Source organism: Campylobacter sp. JMF_15 NE4 (assembly GCF_027737645.1).
GTDB lineage: Bacteria > Campylobacterota > Campylobacteria > Campylobacterales > Campylobacteraceae > Campylobacter_B.
This window is the reverse complement of sequence record NZ_JAOVTY010000001.1, coordinates 734,635-755,960: the sequence shown is the minus strand read 5'-3', so window position 1 is coordinate 755,960 and position 21,326 is coordinate 734,635. Positions and strand designations below refer to the sequence as shown.

At 39.6% G+C, this 21,326-nt stretch carries 21 protein-coding genes and 5 tRNA genes; 21 read left to right on the top strand and 5 right to left on the bottom strand.

Features of this window, described 5'->3' with window-relative positions; genetic code table 11:
- Positions 1–7: 7 nt before the first annotated feature.
- The 6 genes from argF (at position 8) to OFN98_RS03855 (ending at position 5,251) form a co-directional block, all read left to right on the top strand.
- Positions 8–928: an ornithine carbamoyltransferase gene (gene argF, locus OFN98_RS03880; protein ID WP_270874519.1), complete on the top strand. Its 921-nt coding sequence runs from the start codon at positions 8–10 to the stop codon at positions 926–928.
- Positions 929–1,411, top strand: coding sequence for a DUF2603 domain-containing protein (locus OFN98_RS03875; RefSeq protein WP_270865587.1), 483 nt, complete (start codon positions 929–931; stop codon positions 1,409–1,411).
- Positions 1,398–2,762, top strand: a complete 1,365-nt coding sequence (hemN, locus tag OFN98_RS03870) for an oxygen-independent coproporphyrinogen III oxidase (protein WP_270876610.1) — start codon at positions 1,398–1,400, stop codon at positions 2,760–2,762. Before OFN98_RS03875 ends, hemN begins: the two co-directional genes overlap by 14 nt.
- A 3-nt stretch (positions 2,763–2,765) precedes the next feature.
- Positions 2,766–4,028, top strand: a complete 1,263-nt coding sequence (locus OFN98_RS03865) for a (Fe-S)-binding protein (protein ID WP_270874522.1) — start codon at positions 2,766–2,768, stop codon at positions 4,026–4,028.
- Positions 4,029–4,053: 25 nt separating this feature from the next.
- Positions 4,054–4,248, top strand: a complete 195-nt coding sequence (locus OFN98_RS03860) for a hypothetical protein (protein ID WP_270874523.1) — start codon at positions 4,054–4,056, stop codon at positions 4,246–4,248.
- Between the two features lie 355 nt (positions 4,249–4,603).
- Positions 4,604–5,251 carry a hypothetical protein gene (locus OFN98_RS03855; protein ID WP_270874524.1) on the top strand — a complete coding sequence of 216 codons (648 nt, stop codon included), beginning with the start codon at positions 4,604–4,606 and terminating at the stop codon, positions 5,249–5,251.
- On the opposite strand, the gene OFN98_RS03850 is transcribed toward OFN98_RS03855, so the two are convergent.
- The 5 genes from OFN98_RS03850 to OFN98_RS03830 form a co-directional block, all read right to left on the bottom strand.
- Complete coding sequence (locus OFN98_RS03850; RefSeq protein ID WP_270874525.1) at positions 5,182–5,496, bottom strand: helix-turn-helix domain-containing protein; 315 nt, start codon at positions 5,494–5,496, stop codon at positions 5,182–5,184. The two genes, OFN98_RS03855 and OFN98_RS03850, sit on opposite strands and share 70 nt — an antisense overlap.
- Positions 5,480–5,761, bottom strand: coding sequence for a type II toxin-antitoxin system RelE/ParE family toxin (locus tag OFN98_RS03845; RefSeq protein ID WP_270874526.1), 282 nt, complete (start codon positions 5,759–5,761; stop codon positions 5,480–5,482). Before OFN98_RS03845 ends, OFN98_RS03850 begins: the two co-directional genes overlap by 17 nt.
- Positions 5,762–5,906: 145 nt before the next feature.
- Positions 5,907–6,767, bottom strand: a complete 861-nt coding sequence (locus OFN98_RS03840; protein WP_270874527.1) for a restriction endonuclease — start codon at positions 6,765–6,767, stop codon at positions 5,907–5,909.
- Positions 6,742–7,113 (bottom strand): hypothetical protein, encoded by a 372-nt coding sequence (locus OFN98_RS03835; RefSeq protein ID WP_270874528.1) that lies wholly within the window; start codon positions 7,111–7,113, stop codon positions 6,742–6,744. The genes OFN98_RS03840 and OFN98_RS03835 overlap by 26 nt, the downstream gene beginning before the upstream one ends.
- 101 nt (positions 7,114–7,214) lie before the next feature.
- Positions 7,215–7,433 (bottom strand): hypothetical protein, encoded by a 219-nt coding sequence (locus tag OFN98_RS03830; protein WP_270874529.1) that lies wholly within the window; start codon positions 7,431–7,433, stop codon positions 7,215–7,217.
- Positions 7,434–7,554: 121 nt separating this feature from the next.
- On the opposite strand from OFN98_RS03830, the gene OFN98_RS03825 reads away from it, so the two are divergent.
- The 15 genes from OFN98_RS03825 (at position 7,555) to rpoC (ending at position 21,278) form a co-directional block, all read left to right on the top strand.
- Positions 7,555–7,630 (top strand) — tRNA-Thr (locus tag OFN98_RS03825).
- A gap of 35 nt (positions 7,631–7,665) precedes the next feature.
- Positions 7,666–7,750: transfer RNA gene (locus OFN98_RS03820), tRNA-Tyr, on the top strand.
- 9 nt (positions 7,751–7,759) lie between these two features.
- Positions 7,760–7,836: transfer RNA gene (locus OFN98_RS03815), tRNA-Gly, on the top strand.
- Between the two features lie 112 nt (positions 7,837–7,948).
- A tRNA-Thr gene (locus OFN98_RS03810) sits at positions 7,949–8,023 on the top strand.
- A gap of 58 nt (positions 8,024–8,081) precedes the next feature.
- Positions 8,082–9,281: an elongation factor Tu gene (gene tuf / locus OFN98_RS03805; RefSeq protein WP_270859319.1), complete on the top strand. Its 1,200-nt coding sequence runs from the start codon at positions 8,082–8,084 to the stop codon at positions 9,279–9,281.
- A gap of 56 nt (positions 9,282–9,337) precedes the next feature.
- Positions 9,338–9,508, top strand: coding sequence for a 50S ribosomal protein L33 (rpmG, locus tag OFN98_RS03800; protein ID WP_270859320.1), 171 nt, complete (start codon positions 9,338–9,340; stop codon positions 9,506–9,508).
- A 6-nt stretch (positions 9,509–9,514) separates the two neighbouring features.
- A tRNA-Trp gene (locus OFN98_RS03795) sits at positions 9,515–9,590 on the top strand.
- A 14-nt stretch (positions 9,591–9,604) separates the two neighbouring features.
- Positions 9,605–9,778: a preprotein translocase subunit SecE gene (gene secE / locus OFN98_RS03790; RefSeq protein ID WP_270859321.1), complete on the top strand. Its 174-nt coding sequence runs from the start codon at positions 9,605–9,607 to the stop codon at positions 9,776–9,778.
- Positions 9,779–9,790: 12 nt separating this feature from the next.
- Positions 9,791–10,321 (top strand): transcription termination/antitermination protein NusG, encoded by a 531-nt coding sequence (gene nusG / locus OFN98_RS03785; protein WP_270859322.1) that lies wholly within the window; start codon positions 9,791–9,793, stop codon positions 10,319–10,321.
- A gap of 23 nt (positions 10,322–10,344) precedes the next feature.
- The gene (rplK, locus tag OFN98_RS03780) at positions 10,345–10,770 is read left to right on the top strand and encodes a 50S ribosomal protein L11 (RefSeq protein WP_270859323.1); all 426 of its coding nucleotides are present in this window, start codon (positions 10,345–10,347) and stop codon (positions 10,768–10,770) included.
- A gap of 59 nt (positions 10,771–10,829) precedes the next feature.
- On the top strand, positions 10,830–11,531 hold the full coding sequence (rplA, locus tag OFN98_RS03775) for a 50S ribosomal protein L1 (RefSeq protein WP_270859324.1): 702 nt from the start codon (positions 10,830–10,832) through the stop codon (positions 11,529–11,531).
- Positions 11,532–11,656: 125 nt separating this feature from the next.
- Positions 11,657–12,136 (top strand): 50S ribosomal protein L10, encoded by a 480-nt coding sequence (rplJ, locus tag OFN98_RS03770; protein WP_270859325.1) that lies wholly within the window; start codon positions 11,657–11,659, stop codon positions 12,134–12,136.
- 23 nt (positions 12,137–12,159) lie between these two features.
- A complete protein-coding gene (rplL, locus tag OFN98_RS03765) occupies positions 12,160–12,537 on the top strand; it encodes a 50S ribosomal protein L7/L12 (protein WP_270862320.1) in 378 nt (125 codons plus the stop codon).
- A 93-nt stretch (positions 12,538–12,630) separates the two neighbouring features.
- Complete coding sequence (gene rpoB / locus OFN98_RS03760) at positions 12,631–16,767, top strand: DNA-directed RNA polymerase subunit beta (protein ID WP_270874530.1); 4,137 nt, start codon at positions 12,631–12,633, stop codon at positions 16,765–16,767.
- Positions 16,764–21,278 (top strand): DNA-directed RNA polymerase subunit beta', encoded by a 4,515-nt coding sequence (rpoC, locus tag OFN98_RS03755; RefSeq protein ID WP_270862322.1) that lies wholly within the window; start codon positions 16,764–16,766, stop codon positions 21,276–21,278. Before rpoB ends, rpoC begins: the two co-directional genes overlap by 4 nt.
- Positions 21,279–21,326 lie beyond the last annotated feature (48 nt).

Here is a 21,326-nt window from a genome sequence, read left to right as displayed (position 1 = left end):
AGTGAGTATGCGACATTTTTTGACTTTTGAAGATTTTAGCAAAGATGAAATTTTTGAAATTTTGCGCCTTGCGGCTGAGATTAAAAAAGAAGCCAAAGCGAAGGATTACAAGCCATATCTAAAAAACCAAACCCTAGCAATGATTTTTGAAAAAAGCTCGACTAGAACGCGCGTGAGCTTTGAGACTGGTATGTATCAGCTAGGCGGACAAGCGCTGTTTTTAAGCTCGAAAGATATTCAACTCGGTCGTGGCGAGCCTGTGAGGGATACTGCGCGCGTGATTTCTAGCATGGTCGATATGGCTATGCTTAGGGTTTATAAACAAAGTGATTTGGAGGAATTCGCCAAATACTCAGCCGTGCCCGTGATAAATGGCCTTAGCGATTATCTCCACCCAGTGCAGTTAATTGCGGATTATCTTACTATGCAAGAGCGCGCGAACGGCGATTGCGTGGCGTATATCGGGGACGGAAATAATATGGCGCATACTTGGATTTCGCTGGCTTCGATTTTGGGATTTGAGCTTAGGATTGCTACGCCAAAGGGTTATGAGGCTGACGCGTCTATCGTAGCACAAGCCGAGAAAAACGCCAAAATTTCAGGGGCGAAAATCCTCTACACTCACGATCCACGCGAGGCAGTCTGTGGCGTAGATGTCGTTACGACTGATACTTGGGTTTCAATGGGACAAGAGAGCGAAAAAGAGCGCAAAGTTAAGCTCTTTGAGGGATTTTGCGTAGATAAAGATATGATGAGCCTAGCCAAAAAAGATGCTATTTTCTTGCACTGCTTGCCAGCGTATCGCGGATACGAGGTCAGCGATGAGATTATAGAAGCTCATGCAGGCGATGTTTTTAGCGAGGCTGAAAACAGACTGCACGGCCAAAAGGGCGTAATGGTATGGCTAGATAGACACAGAGGTAATTAAGTGGAAAAAAACGATAAAGCATTAACAAAAATTGATCAAATCAATGAATTTTTCGGTATCGAGGACGCTAATAGCACGGTTTTTGAGATTTCGCACGACCCACAAACAAACGAAAAAAAACTAACACTAAAAAAGGGTTCATGGAGCGACGAGGAGCCGTGGTTTGGGATAGATGAGAGTGGCGAGCTGCACACAATGGTATCTTTAAAATCGCTAAATAATCTAATCCAAGTCGCAAAAGGGGCGATTGCAGAGAATTTCAACCTAAAATTAGAGCGCTCGATTTTACAGCAAGCCCCAGTGGATTTTGGCGATGCGTGGATCGTGTGCATGGACGAAATCCGCAAAATCACGAGCGAAAACCCAAGCATAAAAAAGATAAATTTAGATTTAGACGCCATAGTTTCACGCGTGAAGCAATCACACCCAAATTTATTTATTGATATCGAAGAGTTAGTAAGGAGCAGAAATGGCAAACATTGATTTTGACGCGTATGCTAAATTTTCGCGCCCAGGACCGCGCTATACGAGCTATCCTACTGCGCTAGAATTTAGTCAAAATTTCAGCTACGAGCAGTATATAAACGAGCTAAAAACCCAAGACAAAAACGCTCCACTCTCGCTTTATTTTCACATGCCGTTTTGCCGTTCGGCGTGCTATTTTTGTGGTTGTAATGTCATCTACACTGGCAAACGCGATAAAATGGACAGGTATTTAGACTATATAGATCGCGAAATGGATATTTTGTGCGAGCATTTAGACGCTAGCAGGATTGTTACGCAAATGCACTTTGGTGGTGGCACACCGACATATTTCGACGCGAATCAACTTGATCGCCACATAAAAAACATAAAAAAACATTTTAAAAATTTCAGTGCTGACGCTGAGATTAGCTGTGAGATTGACCCTAGATTTCTTACGCAGCAGCAGCTTGATGTGCTTATTTCGCATGGATTTAACCGCATAAGTTATGGCGTGCAGGACTTCAACGAGCGCGTGCAAAAAGAAATCCATAGAATTCAGCCTTATGAGCTGACAAAAAGCGTAATGGATATGGCGCGAAAGGCTGGGATAAAGTCGATTAATATGGATTTGATTTATGGTTTGCCATATCAAAATTTAGCGACTTTCCAAGAAACGCTAAATTTAGCCCTTAGCCTTAATCCAGATCGTTTTGCGATATTTAATTACGCCCATGTTCCATGGATAAAAAAATCAATGCGAAAATTTGATGAAAGCACGCTTCCTGCGCCAAAAATCAAGCTTGAAATTTTAAAATTTACCCATGATTTTTTGACCGCTAATGGATACGAGCCAATCGGCATGGATCACTACTCTAAGCCAAGCGACGAGCTTCACGCCGCACTTAAAGACGGCACGCTTCATAGAAATTTCCAAGGTTACACCACAAAAGGTGGCGCGGATTTGGTGGGCATTGGGCTAACAAGTATCGGCGAGGGCGTGAGGCATTATGCGCAAAATTTCAAAGATATGGCGCCGTATGAGGAGGCGATTGATAGCGGTAAATTGCCGTTTTTCAAAGGAATTTTGCTTAATAGCGAGGATTTGCTTCGCAAAGATGTCGTAATGAGCCTAATGGCGAATTTCAGGGTAAATATCAAAGAGATTGAAGCTAAACATAATATTAAATTTTGCGAGCATTTTGCAAATTCGCTAAAAGAGCTTGAATATCTCAAAGATTTTGTGAAAATTTCAGACGATGAGCTTAGCGTAACGCCGACTGGAACGCTTCTAATCCGCAATATCGCAATGTGCTTTGATGAGTATATGCATAAAAATTTGGGCGAGAAAAAATTCTCAAAAACGGTGTAAAAAATGTATGATTTCAAAACCCTAAGCGATAAATGCGTAAAATGTGGCAAATGTATTCCAGCCTGCACGATTCATAATATCAATAGCGACGAAGTTACCAGCCCGCGCGGGTTTTTGGACCTGCTTGGTGCGGTCGAGCGGGGCGAACTCGAACTCGATAAAAATATGAAAAATATCTTTGAGAGCTGTTTTTTATGCACGAGTTGTGTCGATGTGTGCAACGACTCCCTGCCTACCGATACTGCGATCGAAAACGCGCGCTACAAAATCGCGCAAAAATTTGGCATAGCGTGGTATAAAAGGGCTGCGTTTTGGTTTTTGAGCCACCGCAAAATTTTGGATTTGGCAGCTAGGCTAGGGTATTTTTTCGTGCCGTGCGCCTTTAAGACACAAAAAGACAGCGAGCGCGGAAATACGATGAGACCGCGATTTTCGGTGCCGATGATGAGCGTGGAGCGCACACTGCCGACTTTGGCGAAAAAAAGCTTTATGAACTCGCACGCCGAGTTTATCGACAATGGCGGAAGCAAAACTATCGGGCTTTTTATCGGCTGTATGGGAAACTACGCATATACTGGCATTGGCGAGGCATTTTTGAAAATCGCAAAAGAGCTTAAAATCAATGTGAATTTGATGAAAAAGCAAGCCTGCTGTGGCGCACCGCAGTATTTTACTGGGGATTTTGGCTCTGTGGAGAAAAACGCGAAAATTAATATAGAGTATTTTGAAAAAATGTTAGCTAATCTCGACGCTATCGTAGTTCCAGAAGCCACATGCTCTGGTATGCTAAAAGTCGATTATGTGCATTTTTTCGAGGGCGATTCGCACTGGCAAGAGCGCGCAAAGGCTGTGGCGAGTAAAATTTATCTAGCGACGGAGTATTTTGATAAATTTACAAATTTAAAAGAAATTTTATCAGAGCGCGGAAAAATAGGGCAAATCACCTACCACGATCCATGCCACTCACGCAAAATGCAAGGAATTTGGCGCGAACCGCGAAATTTGCTCTCGCAAAATTACGAAATAATCGAAATGTCAAACGCCGATCAATGCTGTGGATTTGGCGGTGTAACAATGCAGAGTGAAAAATATCATCTCTCGCGCAAGGCTGGGCTAGACAAGGTTGCCTCGCTCAAAGATAGCCCCCTAAAAATCGTAAGTGCGGAGTGTAGCGCGTGCAGAATGCAACTAAATAACGCCTTTGGCTTAGCGCAGATTGATATGAAATGTGTAAATCCGCTAGAACTGATTGCTAGGGCGCTTTGATAAATTTGGTGCATAGGAGGAAGAGATGGCATTTATAATAGGGGGCTTAACCGCAATTTTGGTGCTTTTGGCGAAAGAATTAGTGGTGAGTTTGGGGTTAAGCGTAGTGGCGAAAAACTGCAAACCAGCTACGAACGGGGGTTACGCGAGGCGACAACGATACCTGGAAGCCAAAAGGGCGAAAATGCAATCCTCGACCAAAACGCAAAACAATTCCTAAAAAACGGCTTCATAACTCCAAATGTAGCCTCTAATTTAGCCACTAGTGGAACAGGTGCGCTAATCTTGGAATTGATATTAAAAAATCATTAAAAATAAATAACTATGATATAGACGCAGAAAAAATTATCCCTTTTAAAACACACGATAGATTAGTTGCTGGTAAAGATTGGAAATATAGCAATAGGGGATATGGCGAACAAATAGGGAGTTTAAGCAATGATATATACGGCAATAGTGGTAACAATTTTGGGCGGATTGGCGAGTATTTTAATGGAAGCCATAGAACAAAAAAAATCGCAAAACAACTCTCACAAGATTATAGAAACGGGTTACGATGGGGGTTGTATTCCTCGTTGGAAACCAAAAACGGACAAACACAACAACAATGGGGTATGGGTTACTCAAAACCGCTTAACGAAAGCAAAGCGCAAACAACTCAAAGCGCAATACAAAACTCAAAACAAAGCAACGGCTTCATAACTCCAAATGTAGCCTATAACCTAGCCACAAGTGGAACAGGTGCGCTAATAGGTGCTTCGCAAGATAGCGAAAATAGACTTCGTGGCGCACTCATAGGGGCTGGGGCTGGACTAGCTGGGAATAGATTTATTCAAGCTGGGACAAAAGCCTTTTTCAAAAACCAAACAGATAATCTAGCACAAAATTTACCAAACATAGCAAAAGGCAAAAAAGAAAATTTTTTTGATATTGATGAAAGAAAATTAAAAGAAATTATAAATGATACGCCAGATGGAAATGTAGTCTATTATAGTAAGTTGGGGGGAGAGACTAACATAAATCATAAGTTAGAAGCTACCTCAGATATAGGTCTTATTGGGCGAACGCCTATCGAGACCCCCTCAACTTCAAACCCAAGTGCGATTTTACCACAACAAGGTAAATATGATTGTAGTTCGTATTTTGCTAAATATCAAGCCTTAGCAGCATTTAGAGATACTAGATTAAAATTCGCTATCTTTTTACCACACGCTTTGAGATAGTTGCAAATAGTGCCGTATTTTAAATTTAGGTTGCCACTCTCTATCCTTGCTACCGCTGATTGTTTTGCGCCCATTTTCTCTGCAAGTTGGGCTTGTGTGAGATTTGCTTCTTGTCTAGCTTCTATGAGTGAAATTATGAGATTAAACTCATCTTGCATTTCATCGTAAAACTTTTTGAATTTAGCATCTTGCATACACTCATTAAAAGTGTCTTCAAATTTTAAAGATTTAGTTTTTATTTTCATTTTTCCACTCCTTTAAGCGTTTTAATGCAAGTTCAATTTTGTCGTTTGGTGTTTTTTCGGTCTTTTTAACAAATGTGGTTAAAATTATAATTTTCTTGCCGATTTTATAAGCATACAAGCTTCTAGTTATGTCTTTGTCGGCTCTTATGCGAATTTCAAAAATTTCATTATGCAAATTTTTGGTTATCGGTTCGCCTATGTTGTTGCCTTTGATTTCCAAAACCTTTAATAACACTGAACCACGCACGACTAAATGCTTTGGCAAGTTGTAAAATTCACTTTTTGAATTATCGTTACAAAATATAATCTCCCATACAAAAAACCTTTTAAACTCGTAAGTTATAACTTTAAAGTTATAATAGGAAGTTTAAATTCTATGCTATAATAGACTATAACTCTGCCTAGAATGGTCATTTTGGTTTTGTTGCTACTTCGTGGCGAAATCCCAAAGCTTCGGCTTCTTGTATCGTTTTTACATAATATTCCCCCTTACTGCGAGTAATTTTTATAGCATCATAAGAGGGGCTGTTTGGTAAATGATAAATTTTACCACGATTATTTATGTTACATTTAATTTTTGGGTAACTTTTATCATAAGGCACTTCTTGTATTACAATATTATGTTTTTTACATAGTTGCCTAGATTTGTCATCTAAATTCTCATTTGCACTTACTATCATTGCTGTAATTTTTTTATTTGGGTTATCTTTTTCATAGTCGGTTTTGGCAAATCCTATTCTAGCCACGACATTATCGTGCATAACCTTATCTTTTGCCCACCACTTACATTGGATTAAAAGTATTTCATTTTTCCCTTTTTTGACAAATAAATCAACTCCTCCATCATCAACTCCTTTTCGTATGCCGTGATATTCTACTTCATACCACTCGCCATATTCTGTATAAATCCACTCGTATAGATAGCCTATATAGCGTTCGTAGCGTTTTCCTATTTCGGAATTTGATAAATTATATTTTGGATTTTCGTAGTCGTCCAAAATCTTTTGCAATTTATTTATTCTCTCTTTTTCTTGGATATTTTTAAATTTTTGATAATATGCTTCGTAAATATTGTGATTATATGGTAAGTTTAATTTCTCGCAATTAGCTATATACTCTAAGGCGCATTGTTCGCATAAATACGGACGCATTTGTGCGTATTTTATACCGTGTATGCAAGGACACAAAAAGTTTTTAATTTTTGGGATTTTTTTGCTTTTGTGTTCTATTTGTGTTTTTAAATCATTAATTTTTTTTATTATTTCTTGCATTAATAATTTCCAAATTTACAATATCGTCATCTAAAACGGGGTATCTAGTATTTATAAAATCAAGTTCTCTTTTAAGCTCATTGTATTCTTGTAGTATTTTTTGATATTGTTGTTTTAATAAACTATACTCATTATTATAAGTATTGTATGTTTCTTTATGGTTATGAACAATTTGATAAATATTTTCTTGTGTATCAGGTTTATTCAAAGTATGTTCATCGGTATTTTGCGTTTTGGATATTTTTAGCTTTTTATATTCATTATAATGACTATATATAATCAATATTAATACACCAATATACCAATATTCTTTAATAAAATCTAAGGCAATATCTATAATTTTCATTTTAAATGGCTCTTTTAATTAAATCTTTGAACATAGAATTATTGAAATTTATCTCTTCCATTTTTTGACCTCTTTATTTTATGCCTAATAATAATTAAATTTCAATCTTCGTAGGCGTTTTCTTCTACTTCTGGCTCTTTTGGGCTGTTTTCTTGGATTAGCATGCGGTTGGTTTCGATCTGTTTTTTTAGCTCGTCGTAGTTACTCTCGACTTGGTTTAGTCGCTTTTCTAGCGCTGTGATGCGCTTTTCGGAACGAGAAATAAAATAATACACCACATAAATCATAAATATAACGATAATCCAAGGAACGATTTTCATAACAATCCTTTATCAAAATTTGAGCGATTATAACAAAAAAGAGTAAAATTTTAAAATTTTGCTGATTTAGCCTTGACAAAGATTTTTTTTTCAGATATAATCCAAACTTCAATTTCAAAATGCTGGTGTAGCTCAGTTGGTAGAGCTACTGCCTTGTAAGCAGTGGGTCGGCGGTTCAAGTCCGTTCACCAGCTCCATTTTTTTGTAACAGTGTTTGACCAGATTTTCATTAGGTGAGATACTCAAGTGGCCAACGAGGGCAGACTGTAAATCTGCTGACTATGTCTTCCGTGGTTCGAATCCACGTCTCACCACCATGAATCTATGCGGGAGTAGCTCAGTTGGCTAGAGCATCAGCCTTCCAAGCTGAGGGTCGCGGGTTCGAGCCCCGTTTCCCGCTCCATTTGGGTTTTACTGGGAGCTGTAAAAACTTAATGCTTTTATACGCTTTTATATCCAAATTTCGTCTTACATTGTCAGATAGTAGGTAGCGATTTCTCTTGGCCAGGGGTAATGCTCATATGGCTCAGAGGTAGAGCACTTCCTTGGTAAGGAAGAGGTCGCGGGTTCAAGTCCCGCTATGAGCTCCATTTAGAAAATTGCTTAGTTTTTTTATTGTGTAACCACAAATTAATAACGGAGGATATGATGGCTAAAGAAAAATTTACTCGTAACAAGCCACACGTAAACATTGGTACTATTGGTCACGTCGATCATGGTAAAACTACTTTGACAGCTGCTATTTCTGCTGTTCTTTCTAGAAGAGGTCTTGCTGAGCTTAAAGATTACGACAATATCGATAATGCTCCTGAGGAAAAAGAGCGCGGTATCACTATCGCTACATCTCACATTGAGTATGAAACAGAGTCTCGCCACTATGCTCACGTTGATTGCCCAGGCCACGCTGACTATGTTAAAAACATGATTACTGGTGCTGCTCAAATGGACGGCGCTATCCTAGTTGTTTCAGCAGCTGATGGTCCTATGCCACAAACAAGAGAGCACATCTTGCTATCTCGCCAAGTTGGTGTTCCATACATCGTTGTTTTCCTAAACAAAACTGATATGGTTGATGATCCTGAGCTTCTAGAACTAGTTGAAATGGAAGTTAGAGAGCTTCTAAATGAATACAACTTCCCAGGCGATGATACTCCAATCGTAGCTGGTTCAGCACTTCAAGCTCTTGAAGAGGCAAAAGCTGGTAACGACGGCGAGTGGTCAGCAAAAATCATGGATCTTATGAACGCTGTTGATAGCTATATCCCAACTCCAACTCGTGACACTGATAAAGATTTCTTGATGCCAATCGAAGATATCTTCTCAATCTCAGGTCGTGGTACAGTTGTAACTGGTAGAATCGAAAAAGGTGTTGTTAAAGTAGGCGACACAATCGAAATCGTTGGTCTTAAACCAACTCAAACAACAACAGTTACTGGCGTTGAGATGTTTAGAAAAGAGATGGATCAAGGCGAAGCTGGCGATAATGTCGGTGTATTGCTAAGAGGAACTAAAAAAGAAGAAGTTGAAAGAGGTATGGTTCTATGCAAACCAAAATCAATCACTCCTCACACAAAATTTGAAGGTGAAGTTTATATTCTAACAAAAGAGGAAGGCGGACGCCACACTCCTTTCTTTAACAATTATAGACCACAATTCTATGTTAGAACAACAGATGTTACTGGCTCAATCACTCTACCTGCTGGCACAGAGATGGTTATGCCTGGTGATAATGTTAAAATCACAGTTGAGCTTATCGCTCCTGTTGCTCTTGAACAAGGAACAAGATTCGCTATCCGTGAGGGTGGTAGAACTGTTGGTTCAGGTGTTGTTTCAAACATCATTGCATAATTTTTATACAGACGGATTTTCGAATCCGTCTGTTTTTTTAAATTTAAGGAAGTAATATGGCAAAAAATTCAAGTAGAGTAAAAATTGGTCTAAAATGTTCTGAGTGCGGAGATATCAATTACAGCACTTATAAAAACAGCAAAACAACAACAGAAAAATTGGAACTTAAAAAATACTGCCCTAGATTAAAAAAACACACACTTCACAAGGAAGTTAAGCTTAAATAAGTTTATAGGGCAATAGCTCCAACGGTAGAGCGCCGGATTCCAAATCCGATGGTTGGGGGTTCGAATCCCTCTTGCCCTGCCACGAGGATAGGGATTATGGAAAAAATTAAAGAATATTATAGACAAGCAAGAATAGAATTAGATAAGGTAATTTTTCCAACAAAAGAGCAAACAAGAACTGCTTATATTTCAGTAGTTGTTGTGGTTGTGGTCATAGCGTTATTTTTGGCTTTGGTAGATTTTCTAATGTCTACTGCAATTACTGCATAGAAAGGTTTTTTTATGGCACATAAATGGTATGCAATTCAGACTTATGCTGGCAGTGAAATGGCAGTAAAAAATGCTATCGAAGCTCTAAAAGCTGATGAGATGCTTGCAGATAAAATCGGTGAGGTTTTAGTTCCCACAGAAGATGTTATCGAGGTCAAAAACACAAAACAAACTATCAAAGAGAGAAGTTTATATCCTGGATATTGTTTTGCAAATTTAGATTTAGACACTACTTTGTGGCATAGAATTCAAATTTTGCCAAAAGTTAGTCGCTTTATCGGCGAGGCTAAAAAACCTTCTCCTTTATTGGAAAAAGATATCGCAATAATTCTTGAAAAAATCAATAATCGTCAAGCACCAAAACCAAAAATCAATTTTGATGAGGGCGAGACTGTTAGAATTATCGATGGACCATTTGCGAATTTTAATGGTATTGTCGAAGAGTATGATATGCTTCACGGCAAGCTTAGATTAAATGTTTCTATCTTTGGTAGAAGCACGCCGATTGAAATTTCATATTCACAAGTCGAAAAGATAATTTAAAAATTTAATAAGGAGTATAGTAAATGGCTAAGAAAGTTGTTGGTGAGATTAAATTACAAATCGCCGCTACAAAAGCAAATCCAAGTCCGCCAGTTGGTCCAGCTTTGGGTCAAAAAGGCGTAAATATTATGGAATTTTGTAAAGCATTTAACGAGCGCACAAAAGATATGGCAGGTTATAATATCCCTGTTGTTATCACTGTTTATGCTGATAAAAGCTTTACATTTATCACAAAACAACCACCTGCGACAGATTTGATTAAAAAAGCAGCTAAAATCGATAAAGGTTCAGACAATCCTTTGAAGAAAAAAGTTGCGACTTTAACAAAAGCGCAAGTTTTGGAAATCGTTGAGAAAAAAATCGCTGATTTAAATACCAACGATCGCGAACAAGCAGCTAGAATCATTGCTGGTTCTGCACGCTCTATGGGTATTACCATAGTAGATTAATCTTTTGACCGCTAAGATTTAAATAAAAGCGGTAGCACTTTAAAATTGCGGAGAAATATATGTCAAAAAATTCGAAAAGATTTAATGAACTTTTGAAAAAAGTTGATTCTAATAAACTATACAATATATCTGAGGCTATCGATACAGTAAAAGGTCTAGCATCTGCTAAATTTGACGAAACTGTTGAAATCGCTCTTAAACTAAATGTAGATCCACGCCACGCAGATCAAATGGTTCGCGGCTCTATCGTTTTACCAGCAGGCACAGGCAAGAGCGTTCGCGTTGCTGTTATCGCAAAAGACGCAAAAGCAACTGAGGCACAAGAGGCTGGTGCTGATATTGTAGGCGCAGATGATTTAATCGAGGAAATCCAAAAAGGTATTATAAATTTCGATGTTCTTATCGCTACTCCAAATTTAATGGGATTAGTCGGTAAAGTAGGTAGAATTCTTGGACCAAAAGGCGTAATGCCAAACCCTAAAACAGGCACTGTTACAATGGATGTAGCACAAGCTGTTAAAAACGCAAAAGGTGGTCAAGTAAATTTCCGCGTTGATAAACAAGGAAATATCCACGCTGGTCTTGGAAAAGTAAGTTTTAGCAAAGAACAACTTTTGGATAATGTTACAACATTTATCAAAGCCATTAACAAACACAAACCAGCTACTGCAAAAGGTAGATATGTGACTCATGCAGCACTTTCGCTAACTATGAGCCCAGCTGTTACTCTTGATAGCCAAGAAGTTATTGATTTAAAATAAAAATTTAAAATTTTTATCTTAGATTGGAGATAGTTCAAGGTCGCTTTGACTTAATTGATTTAAATTTAACTAGCTTAAATTTAAATCTCTTGGCTTGAAATCACCGATCGGAAAGGAGAAACCTAATGACGAGAGATGAAAAATCACAAATCGTAGCAGAACTAAGCGAAGCTTTCAAAAATAGCGAAGCTATTGTTATATCTGATTTCAAAGGTCTAGATGTTAAAAAACTAGAAGAACTTAGAAATAGCGCTCGTGAGCTTGATGTAAAAGTCAGAGTTATCAAAAATACATTAGCAGCTATCGCTTTGAAAAACGCCGAAAAAGATGGTATGAGTTTCAAAGATACAAATATTTTCTTATGGGGCGATCAACTTTCAGTATGTAAAGTTGCTGCTAAATTTGAAGAGAAAAACGAAGCATTTGCACTTAAAACTGCTTATGTCGATGGTGAAGTTACTAGCATCGAAAAAGTTCGCGCGCTTTCAAAAATGCCAAGCAGAGACGAGCTTATCGCAATGTTACTTCAAGTCTGGAACGCACCGATTCAAAATTTTACAATCGGCTTAAATGCGCTTAAAGAAAAAAAAGAACAAACAGCATAAAATAAAAATTTAGGAGAAAAACAATGGCAATTACAAAAGAAGATGTATTAGAATTCATTTCTAATCTTTCAGTTTTAGAGCTTAGCGAATTAGTTAAAGAATTCGAAGAGAAATTCGGCGTTAGTGCAGCTCCTGTTATGGTAGCTGGCGCAGCAGGTGCAGCAGCAGGTGCAGCAGCAGCTGAGGAAAAAACTGAATTCGATATCGTATTAGTTGATGCAGGCGACAAAAAAATCAATGTTATTAAAGTCGTTCGTGCTCTTACAGGTCTTGGTCTTAAAGAGGCAAAAGACGCTACTGAGTCTACACCATCTGTTCTTAAAGAGGGCGTTAGCAAAGAAGATGCTGAAAAAGCTAAAAAAGAGCTTGAAGAAGCAGGCGCTAAGGTCGAACTTAAATAATCTCGCAAAATTTATTAGTTTTGCAAATCATAATGTGTGTCGGTGTGCAAGCGCCGACACTTCTTTCTTAAAATACAACTACGAGGTAGTAGAATGTTAAATAGCTTATATTCAGGTAATCGTCTTAGAGTTGATTTTTCTAAGGTCCCAAAAGATATAGAGATACCAAATTTATTACAATTACAAAAAAAAAGTTTTGATCACTTTTTAAATCTTGATAACTCAAATGCAGATAGTGGTATAGAAAAAGTCTTCCGTGCTATCTTTCCTATTCATGATGCTCAAAATAGACTAAGCATCGAGTATGTAAGTAGCGAGCTTTCCAAGCCAAAATACTCGATTAGAGAGTGTATGGAGCGTGGTCTTACATATTCTGTAAATTTAAAGATGAAAATTCGCCTAATCGTGCATGAGCGAGATGATAAAACAGGCGAAAAAATCGGCGTTAAAGATATAAAAGAACAAGATATTTATATTCGCGATATTCCGCTTATCACCGATAGAATTTCATTTATCATAAACGGTGTCGAGCGTGTCGTGGTAAATCAACTACACAGAAGCCCTGGCGTTATTTTCAAAGAAGAAGAGAGCCCGACTGTATTAAACAAACTAATCTACACAGCCCAAATCATACCAGATCGCGGCAACTGGCTATATTTTGAATACGATGCGAAAGATGTATTGTATGTGCGCATTAATAAACGACGCAAGGTTCCTATTACTATACTTTTCCGCGCACTTGGATATAAAAAACAAGACATTATAAAACTATTTTATCCGATTAAAACAATCTATGTCAAAAAAGGCAAATTCTTAACAGATTTCGATCCAAAAGAGTATGCTGGCAGACTTGATTATGATATCATCAACGAAAAAGGCGAGGTTTTGCACCAAGCAAGCAAGCGTTTAACTCTAAAAAAAGCTGAAAAATTGGCAGAAGAGGGGTTGAAGCTTATAGAATACCCAGCTGAAATTTTAGCAGAGCGCCACTTAGCAGACGCGATTTTTGATAAAGATAGTGGCGAGGTTATATACGATTCACTTGCCGCGTTAGATGAAGCCAAGCTAGTCGCTATTGCAAATTCACAGAAAAAATTTACAATCGCAAACGACCTAGCTAGCGGTGTCGATGCCTCTATCATCAACTCATTTGCCCAAGATAGCGAAGCTCTTAAAATTTTACAACAAAGCGAAGGCGTTGATGATGAAAACGATTTAGCAGCTATTAGAATTTATAAAGTTATGCGCCCTGGCGAGCCAGTAGTTAAAGAGACTGCAAGATCGTTTGTAAATGATCTGTTTTTCAACCCTGAAAGATACGACCTTACAAAAGTCGGCCGTATGAAAATGAATCACAAGCTTGGCAACGAAACACCAGAGTATGTAACGGTGCTAACTAACGAAGACATTATAAAAACAGCAAAATATTTGATAAAAGTTAAAAATGGCGAAGGCTTTATCGATGATAGAGATAATCTAGGCAATCGTAGAATTCGTTCTATCGGCGAGCTTTTAGCTAGTGAAATGCACCTTGGATTTATCAAGGTTCAAAAAGCTATAAAAGATAAATTTGCAAGCATTAGCGGAAATATCGATGAGCTTATGCCTTATGATTTTGTCAATCCAAAAATCATCACAACTACGCTTATGGAATTCTTCACAGGCGGTCAGTTGAGCCAATTTATGGATCAGACAAACCCACTTAGCGAGGTTACTCACAAGCGTCGTTTATCTGCTCTTGGCGAGGGCGGTTTGGTTAAAGAGCGCGCTGGATTTGAGGTGCGCGATGTCCATCCGACTCACTATGGTAGAATTTGTCCAATCGAAACCCCAGAGGGTCAAAACATCGGTCTTATCAATACCCTTGCAACTTATGCAAAAGTAAATGATTTAGGCTTTGTCGAAGCTCCTTATAAAAAGGTCATTGATGGTAAGGTAACAGACGAAGTCGTTTATCTAACTGCTACACAAGAAGAGGGTCATGTAATCGCTCCTGCTTCTGCTAAATTAGATGAAAACGGCGCGATTATTGAGGAAATGCTAGAAGCTAGAAAAGACGGCGAAAACCTTATGGCTAGACGCGAGGACATCACTCTAATCGACCTTTGCTCTGGTATGATTGCTGGTGTGGCTGCTTCACTTATTCCATTTTTGGAGCACGATGACGCCAACCGCGCGCTAATGGGTTCAAACATGCAACGCCAAGCAGTTCCACTTCTATACGCAACTGCTCCGATTGTAGGCACAGGTATGGAAGCTACAATCGCAAGGGATTCTTGGGAAGCGATTAAGGCCAAAAGAGCCGGCGTGGTCGAAAAAGTAGATAACAAAAATATCTTTATCTTAGGCGAAGATGAAAAAGGTCCGTTTATCGATCACTACTCAATGGAGAAAAATTTACGCACTAACCAAAACACTACATTTTCTCAGCACCCAATTGTGCGCAAAGGCGATAGTGTCAAAGAGGGACAAATCATCGCAGACGGCCCTAGTATGGACGGCGGCGAGCTAGCTATCGGTAAAAACGCTCTAATCGCGTTTATGCCATGGCATGGTTATAACTACGAGGACGCCGTCGTAATGAGCGAGAAGATGATTCGCGCTGATGAATACACAAGTGTGCATATTTATGAGAAAGAGATTGAAGCCAGAGAGCTAAAAGACGGCGTAGAAGAGATCACCAGAGATATCCCAAATATCAAGGAAGAAGAGCTTTCTCACCTTGATGAGAGTGGAATTATCAAAATCGGAACTCATGTCAAACCTGGTATGATTTTGGTAGGAAAAGTAACTCCAAAAGGCGAGGTTAAACCAACCCCAGAGGAAAGACTTTTAAGGGCGATTTTTGGCGAAAAAGCAGGACATGTGGTAAATAAATCACTCTATGCGACAGCTTCTATGGAAGGCGTGGTAATCGATGTCAAAATTTTCACCAAAAAAGGCTATGAAAAAGATCCTAGAACAAACAAAGCTTATGAGGACGAAAAGACAGAGTTAGAGCGCGAGCATCACGATAGACTTTTAATGCTGGACCGCGAAGAAATGCTAAAAGTCGTAGCCTTGCTATCAAAAAGCAAACTAGAAAGCGCGCAAAGCCTAAATAAAAAAGAGTATAAAAAAGGCGATATTGTTAGCAAAGAAGAGCTTGAAAGCTCAAACCGCTTTACGCTAAATTCGTTTATCAAAGGTTACTCTAAGAAAATTCAAAAAGAGTATGAGGATTTGAAAAACCACTTCCAAAACGAAAAACGAAAGCTTAAAGAAGAGCATGATGAAAAAATCGAAATTTTGGAAAAAGATGATATCTTGCCAAGTGGCGTAGTAAAACTAGTCAAAGTCTATGTCGCAACTAAACGCAAACTAAAAGTCGGCGACAAAATGGCTGGACGCCACGGAAACAAAGGTATCGTCTCAAATATCGTCCCAGAGGTCGATATGCCATATCTTCCAAATGGTCAAAGAGTAGATATCGTCCTAAATCCACTAGGCGTTCCAAGCCGTATGAATATCGGTCAAATCATGGAGAGCCACTTAGGTTTAGTAGGCTGGCGTTTGGGCGAGCAAATCGCTGAAATTTTAGAGCAAAAAACTGGCGAGTGGCTAAAAGAACTTCGTGCTAAAATGATTGATATCGCAAATGTTTCTAAGCTTATGGACGCTAAGAAAACGCTAGAAAAAATCAGCGATGAAGAGCTTTTGAAATATGCAAGAGATTGGAGCAAGGGCGTTAGATTTGCAGCTCCGATTTTTGAGGGAATTGTGCCTGAGGATTTTGCAAAACTATTTGAAATGGCAAAAATCGACGCTGATGGCAAAACCGAGCTTTATGATGGACGCACAGGTGAAAAGATTAAAGAGCGCGTAAATGTGGGTTGTATGTATTATCTCAAACTCCACCACCTTGTCGATGAAAAAGTCCATGCTAGAAGCACAGGCCCTTACAGCCTTGTTACACAGCAACCAGTCGGCGGTAAAGCGCTATTTGGTGGTCAAAGATTTGGAGAAATGGAAGTTTGGGCACTTGAAGCTTATGGCGCGGCATATACCTTGCGCGAAATGCTAACTGTCAAATCAGACGATGTCGATGGTCGTTTGGCGGCGTATAAAGCACTTACCAGAGGCGAAAATGTTCCAACAACAGGAATTCCTGAGACATTTTTTGTTTTAACAAACGAGCTTAAATCACTTGCTTTGGATGTTGAAATTTACGGAAACGGGGAAAAGAAATGAGCGAAAACAATAGCTTAGAAAAAATTGAAATTAAAGAAGACGGTAGAGTTCAAGATTTTGATGTATTTGCCATAAGACTTGCTAGCCCTGAGCAAATCAAAAATTGGAGCCACGGCGAGGTTAAAAAGCCAGAAACTATCAACTATCGCACGCTAAAACCTGAACGAGACGGCTTGTTTTGCGCTAAAATTTTTGGTCCAGTAAGGGATTATGAGTGCATTTGCGGAAAATACAAAAAAATGCGCTACAAAGGCTGGAAATGTGAAAAATGTGGTGTAGAAATCACTAGTTCTAAGGTTCGCCGCACACGCATGGGACATATCGAGCTAGTTACCCCAGTAGCGCACATTTGGTATGTAAATTCGCTCCCTAGCCGTATCGGCACGCTTTTGAATATCAAAATGAAAGATTTAGAGCGCGTGCTTTACTACGAGGCGTATATCGTAGAGAGCGCTGGTAGTGCGTATTATGATAACGAAAACACTAAAAAAGTTGAAAAATACGATGTCTTAAACGAAGAGCAATACCAAAGTTTGCGCGAGAGATTTGAGCAAACTGGTTTTGTGGCTAAAATGGGTGGTGAAGTTATCAGAGATATGCTAGCAGATCTTGATTTGGTCGAAATTCTTTCAAATTTGAAAGAGGAAATGGCTAGCACAAATTCAGAATTAAAGAAAAAAAATATAATCAAACGCCTAAAAGTCGTAGAGAGCTTTTTAAATTCTGGCAACAAACCAGAGTGGATGATGATTACAAATTTACCAGTTCTACCAGCGGATTTAAGACCGCTAGTTAGCCTTGACGGCGGTAAATTTGCGGTTTCAGATGTCAATGATTTATACCGCAGAGTTATCAATCGTAACACTCGCCTTAAAAAACTTTTGGAGCTTGACGCGCCAGAGATTATTATTCGCAACGAAAAACGCATGCTCCAAGAAGCTGTCGATGCGCTATTTGATAACGGCAGAAAGGCAAACGCTGTAAAAGGTGCAAACAAACGCCCGCTAAAATCTCTAAGCGAGATTATCAAAGGAAAACAAGGCCGTTTCAGACAAAATTTGCTTGGAAAACGCGTCGATTTCTCAGGTCGTTCAGTTATCGTCGTAGGTCCAAATTTGCGTATGGATCAATGCGGTCTGCCAAAAACAATGGCATTAGAGCTATTTAAACCGCATTTGATAGCTAGACTTCAAGAAAAAGGCTATGCAACAACCGTAAAACAAGCCAAAAAAATGATTGAAGGCAAGGTAAATGAGGTTTGGGAGTGCCTAGAAGAGGTCGTTAAAGGCCACCCTGTCATGCTAAACCGTGCGCCGACACTTCATAAAATGTCAATCCAAGCCTTCCACCCAGTCCTAATCGAGGGTAAGGCTATTCGTTTGCACCCGCTTGTTTGTGCGGCTTTCAACGCTGACTTCGACGGCGACCAAATGGCTGTGCATGTCCCACTAAGCCAAGAGGCAATTGCGGAGTGCAAAATTTTAATGCTAAGTTCTATGAATATCTTGCTTCCAGCTAGCGGTAAGCCTGTGGCTGTGCCTTCGCAAGATATGGTTTTGGGAATTTATTATCTTAGCCTTGAAAAAGCTGGTGCAAAAGGCACAAACAAAATTTTTGCCAATGTCGATGAGGTTATGGTCGCTGTGGAGGCGAATTCTCTCGATATCCACGCTAAAATCAAAACTATGGTCGATGGTCGCATTATCTTTACGACAGCTGGTAGATTGGTCATCAAATCGATTTTGCCTGATTTTATCCCAGATACATTGTGGAATAAAAAATTAAAGAAAAAAGATATCGCGGAACTAGTCGATTATGTCTATAAAAATGGCGGTTTGGAAGTAAGTGCTGAATTCCTAGATAACCTTAAAAATTTAGGTTTCGAGTCAGCTACAAAAGCTGGAATTTCAATCGCTGTTTCAGATATCATCGTGCCAAATTCTAAGTCAAATTTGATCGAGGACGCGAAAAATCAAGTCCGCGAAGTCCAAAACCAATACTCTGGCGGTTTGCTAACTGAGGGCGAGAGATACAATAAAACTATTCAAATTTGGACAAGCACGACTAAAAAACTAGCCGATGAGATGATGGATTTGATGAAAAACGACAAAGACGGCTTTAACTCAATCTATATGATGGCTGATAGTGGCGCTCGTGGTAGTTCAGAGCAAATTCGCCAATTAGCTGGTATGCGTGGTTTGATGTCTAAACCAGATGGTTCGATTATCGAGACCCCGATTACATCAAATTTCCGCGAGGGATTAGATGCGAACGAATACTTCATCTCAACCCACGGTGCGAGAAAGGGTCTAGCCGATACTGCGCTTAAAACGGCAAATGCTGGTTACCTTACTCGTAAGCTAATCGATGTCGCTCAAAATGTCCGCGTTACAATCCATGATTGTGGCACACACGAGGGTATCGAAGTAACTGAAATCGTCGAAAACGGAACTTTGGTCGAGAATTTAGCCGATAGAATTTTAGGTCGCGTGCTAAGTGCAGATGTGATTGATCCAGTTTCAAATGAAATTTTATTTACCGAGGGCACACTTCTTGGCGAAAAAGAGGTTCGCACTATCGTAGATGCTGGAATTAAATCAGTTAGCATTAGAACTCCGATTACTTGCAAGGCTCACAAGGGCGTTTGCGCTAAATGCTATGGCGTGAATTTGGGCGAGGGCAAACTAGTAAAACCAGGCGAGGCTGTCGGTATCATCTCAGCTCAATCAATCGGCGAGCCAGGAACGCAACTAACGCTAAGAACTTTCCACGCAGGTGGAACGGCTGCTACTGATCAACAAGCAGATAAGGTTATCGCTAGCGATGAGGGTTATATCAGATATTACAATGTCAAAACTTATGAAAACAATGGCAAAAATATCGTAATGAACCGCCGAAATGCGGCTGTGCTTTTGGTCGAACCAAAAATCAAAGCTCCATTTAGTGGTAAGGTAAGCATAGAAGTAACTCACGATGATGTCAATATCTCTGTAAAAAGCAAAAAAGATGAGGTTAAATATAATATCCGCCGCCACGATTTGGCTAAACCAAACGAACTAGCTGGTGTTAGCGGTAAGGTCGAGGGCAAATACTATATCGTTTGCAAAGACGGCGATAATATCGAAGAAAACGAGAGTTTGGTCGAAATCATCAAAACAGACTGGAATATCCCAGCTCGCGTGCCGTTTGCTAGTGAAATTTGCGTCCAAGACGGCGAGCCTGTAACTCAAAAAATCAAATCAGGCGCAGTTGGCGAGATCAAATATTTCATCTTAAAAGGCGATTATTTAGAGCGTCTAAAAGATATCAAAAAGGGAAATATCGTAACCGAAAAAGGTATGTATGCTGTAATCTCTGATGAAAACGGCAGAGAGGCTATCAGACACTATATCCCACGCGAATCTGTGCTTGTATTTAACGATAATAGCAAGGTTAAATTTGACGATATCATCGCAAAACCTAAAAAAGAAGAAAACACCGTAATCGCTCAATGGGATCCATATACTACCCCTGTGGTAGCTGAGTGCGCTGGTGTGGTTAGCTACGAGGATATCGAGCCGGGTTACACTGCTACTGAGCAATACGATGAAGCGACAGGACATAGTAGTTTGGTGATTAATGAGTATTTACCACAGGGCGTAAAACCAGCTATCGTAATCACACCTAGCAAGGGCGAGCCGATGAAATACAATATCGGACCAAAAACTCAAATTCTTGCAACTAGCGGAGATGAGGTAGCGATCGCTGATATCCTAGCTAGGACGCCAAAAGCCGCTGCGAAATCGAAAGATATCACAGGTGGTTTGCCACGCGTTTCTGAGCTTTTCGAAGCGCGCAAATCAAAAAATACCGCTATCATCGCTGATATCGACGGAACTGTGAGATTTGGCAAACCTATGAGCTCAAAAGAGCGCGTAATCATCGAGGGCGAGGACGGCACTGTGGCTGAGTATCTAATCGATAAATCTCGCCAAATTCAGGTCCGAAACGGCGAGTTTGTCCATGCTGGCGAAAGGCTAACTGACGGCTCTATTAGCTCACACGATGTGCTTAGAATCTTAGGCGAAAAGGCGCTTCATTACTACCTAGTTAGCGAAGTTCAACAAGTCTATCGCTCACAAGGCGTTGCGATTAACGATAAACATATCGAAATCATCGTATCTCAAATGCTTCGCCAAGTCCGCATCATAGATAGTGGCGATACTAAGCTAATCATCGGCGATTTAATCAGCCGCCGCAGGTTTAAAGAAGAAAATGAGCGCATTATGAAAATGGGTGGCGAGCCAGCGATCGCTGAGCCGGTGCTTCTTGGTATCACAAGAGCGGCTGTGGGAAGCGATAGCGTGATTTCGGCTGCTTCCTTCCAAGAGACTACCAAGGTTCTAACCGAGGCAAGTATCGCGGCGAAATTTGATAGATTAGAGGACTTGAAGGAAAATATCATTTTAGGTCACATAATCCCAGTCGGAACTGGTCTATACAAAGACAAAGAAGTCAAGCTTAAAAAATAATTTTGGGGGCGAAATTTCGCCCCTTTTTTAAATTTTAAAATTTTAGAA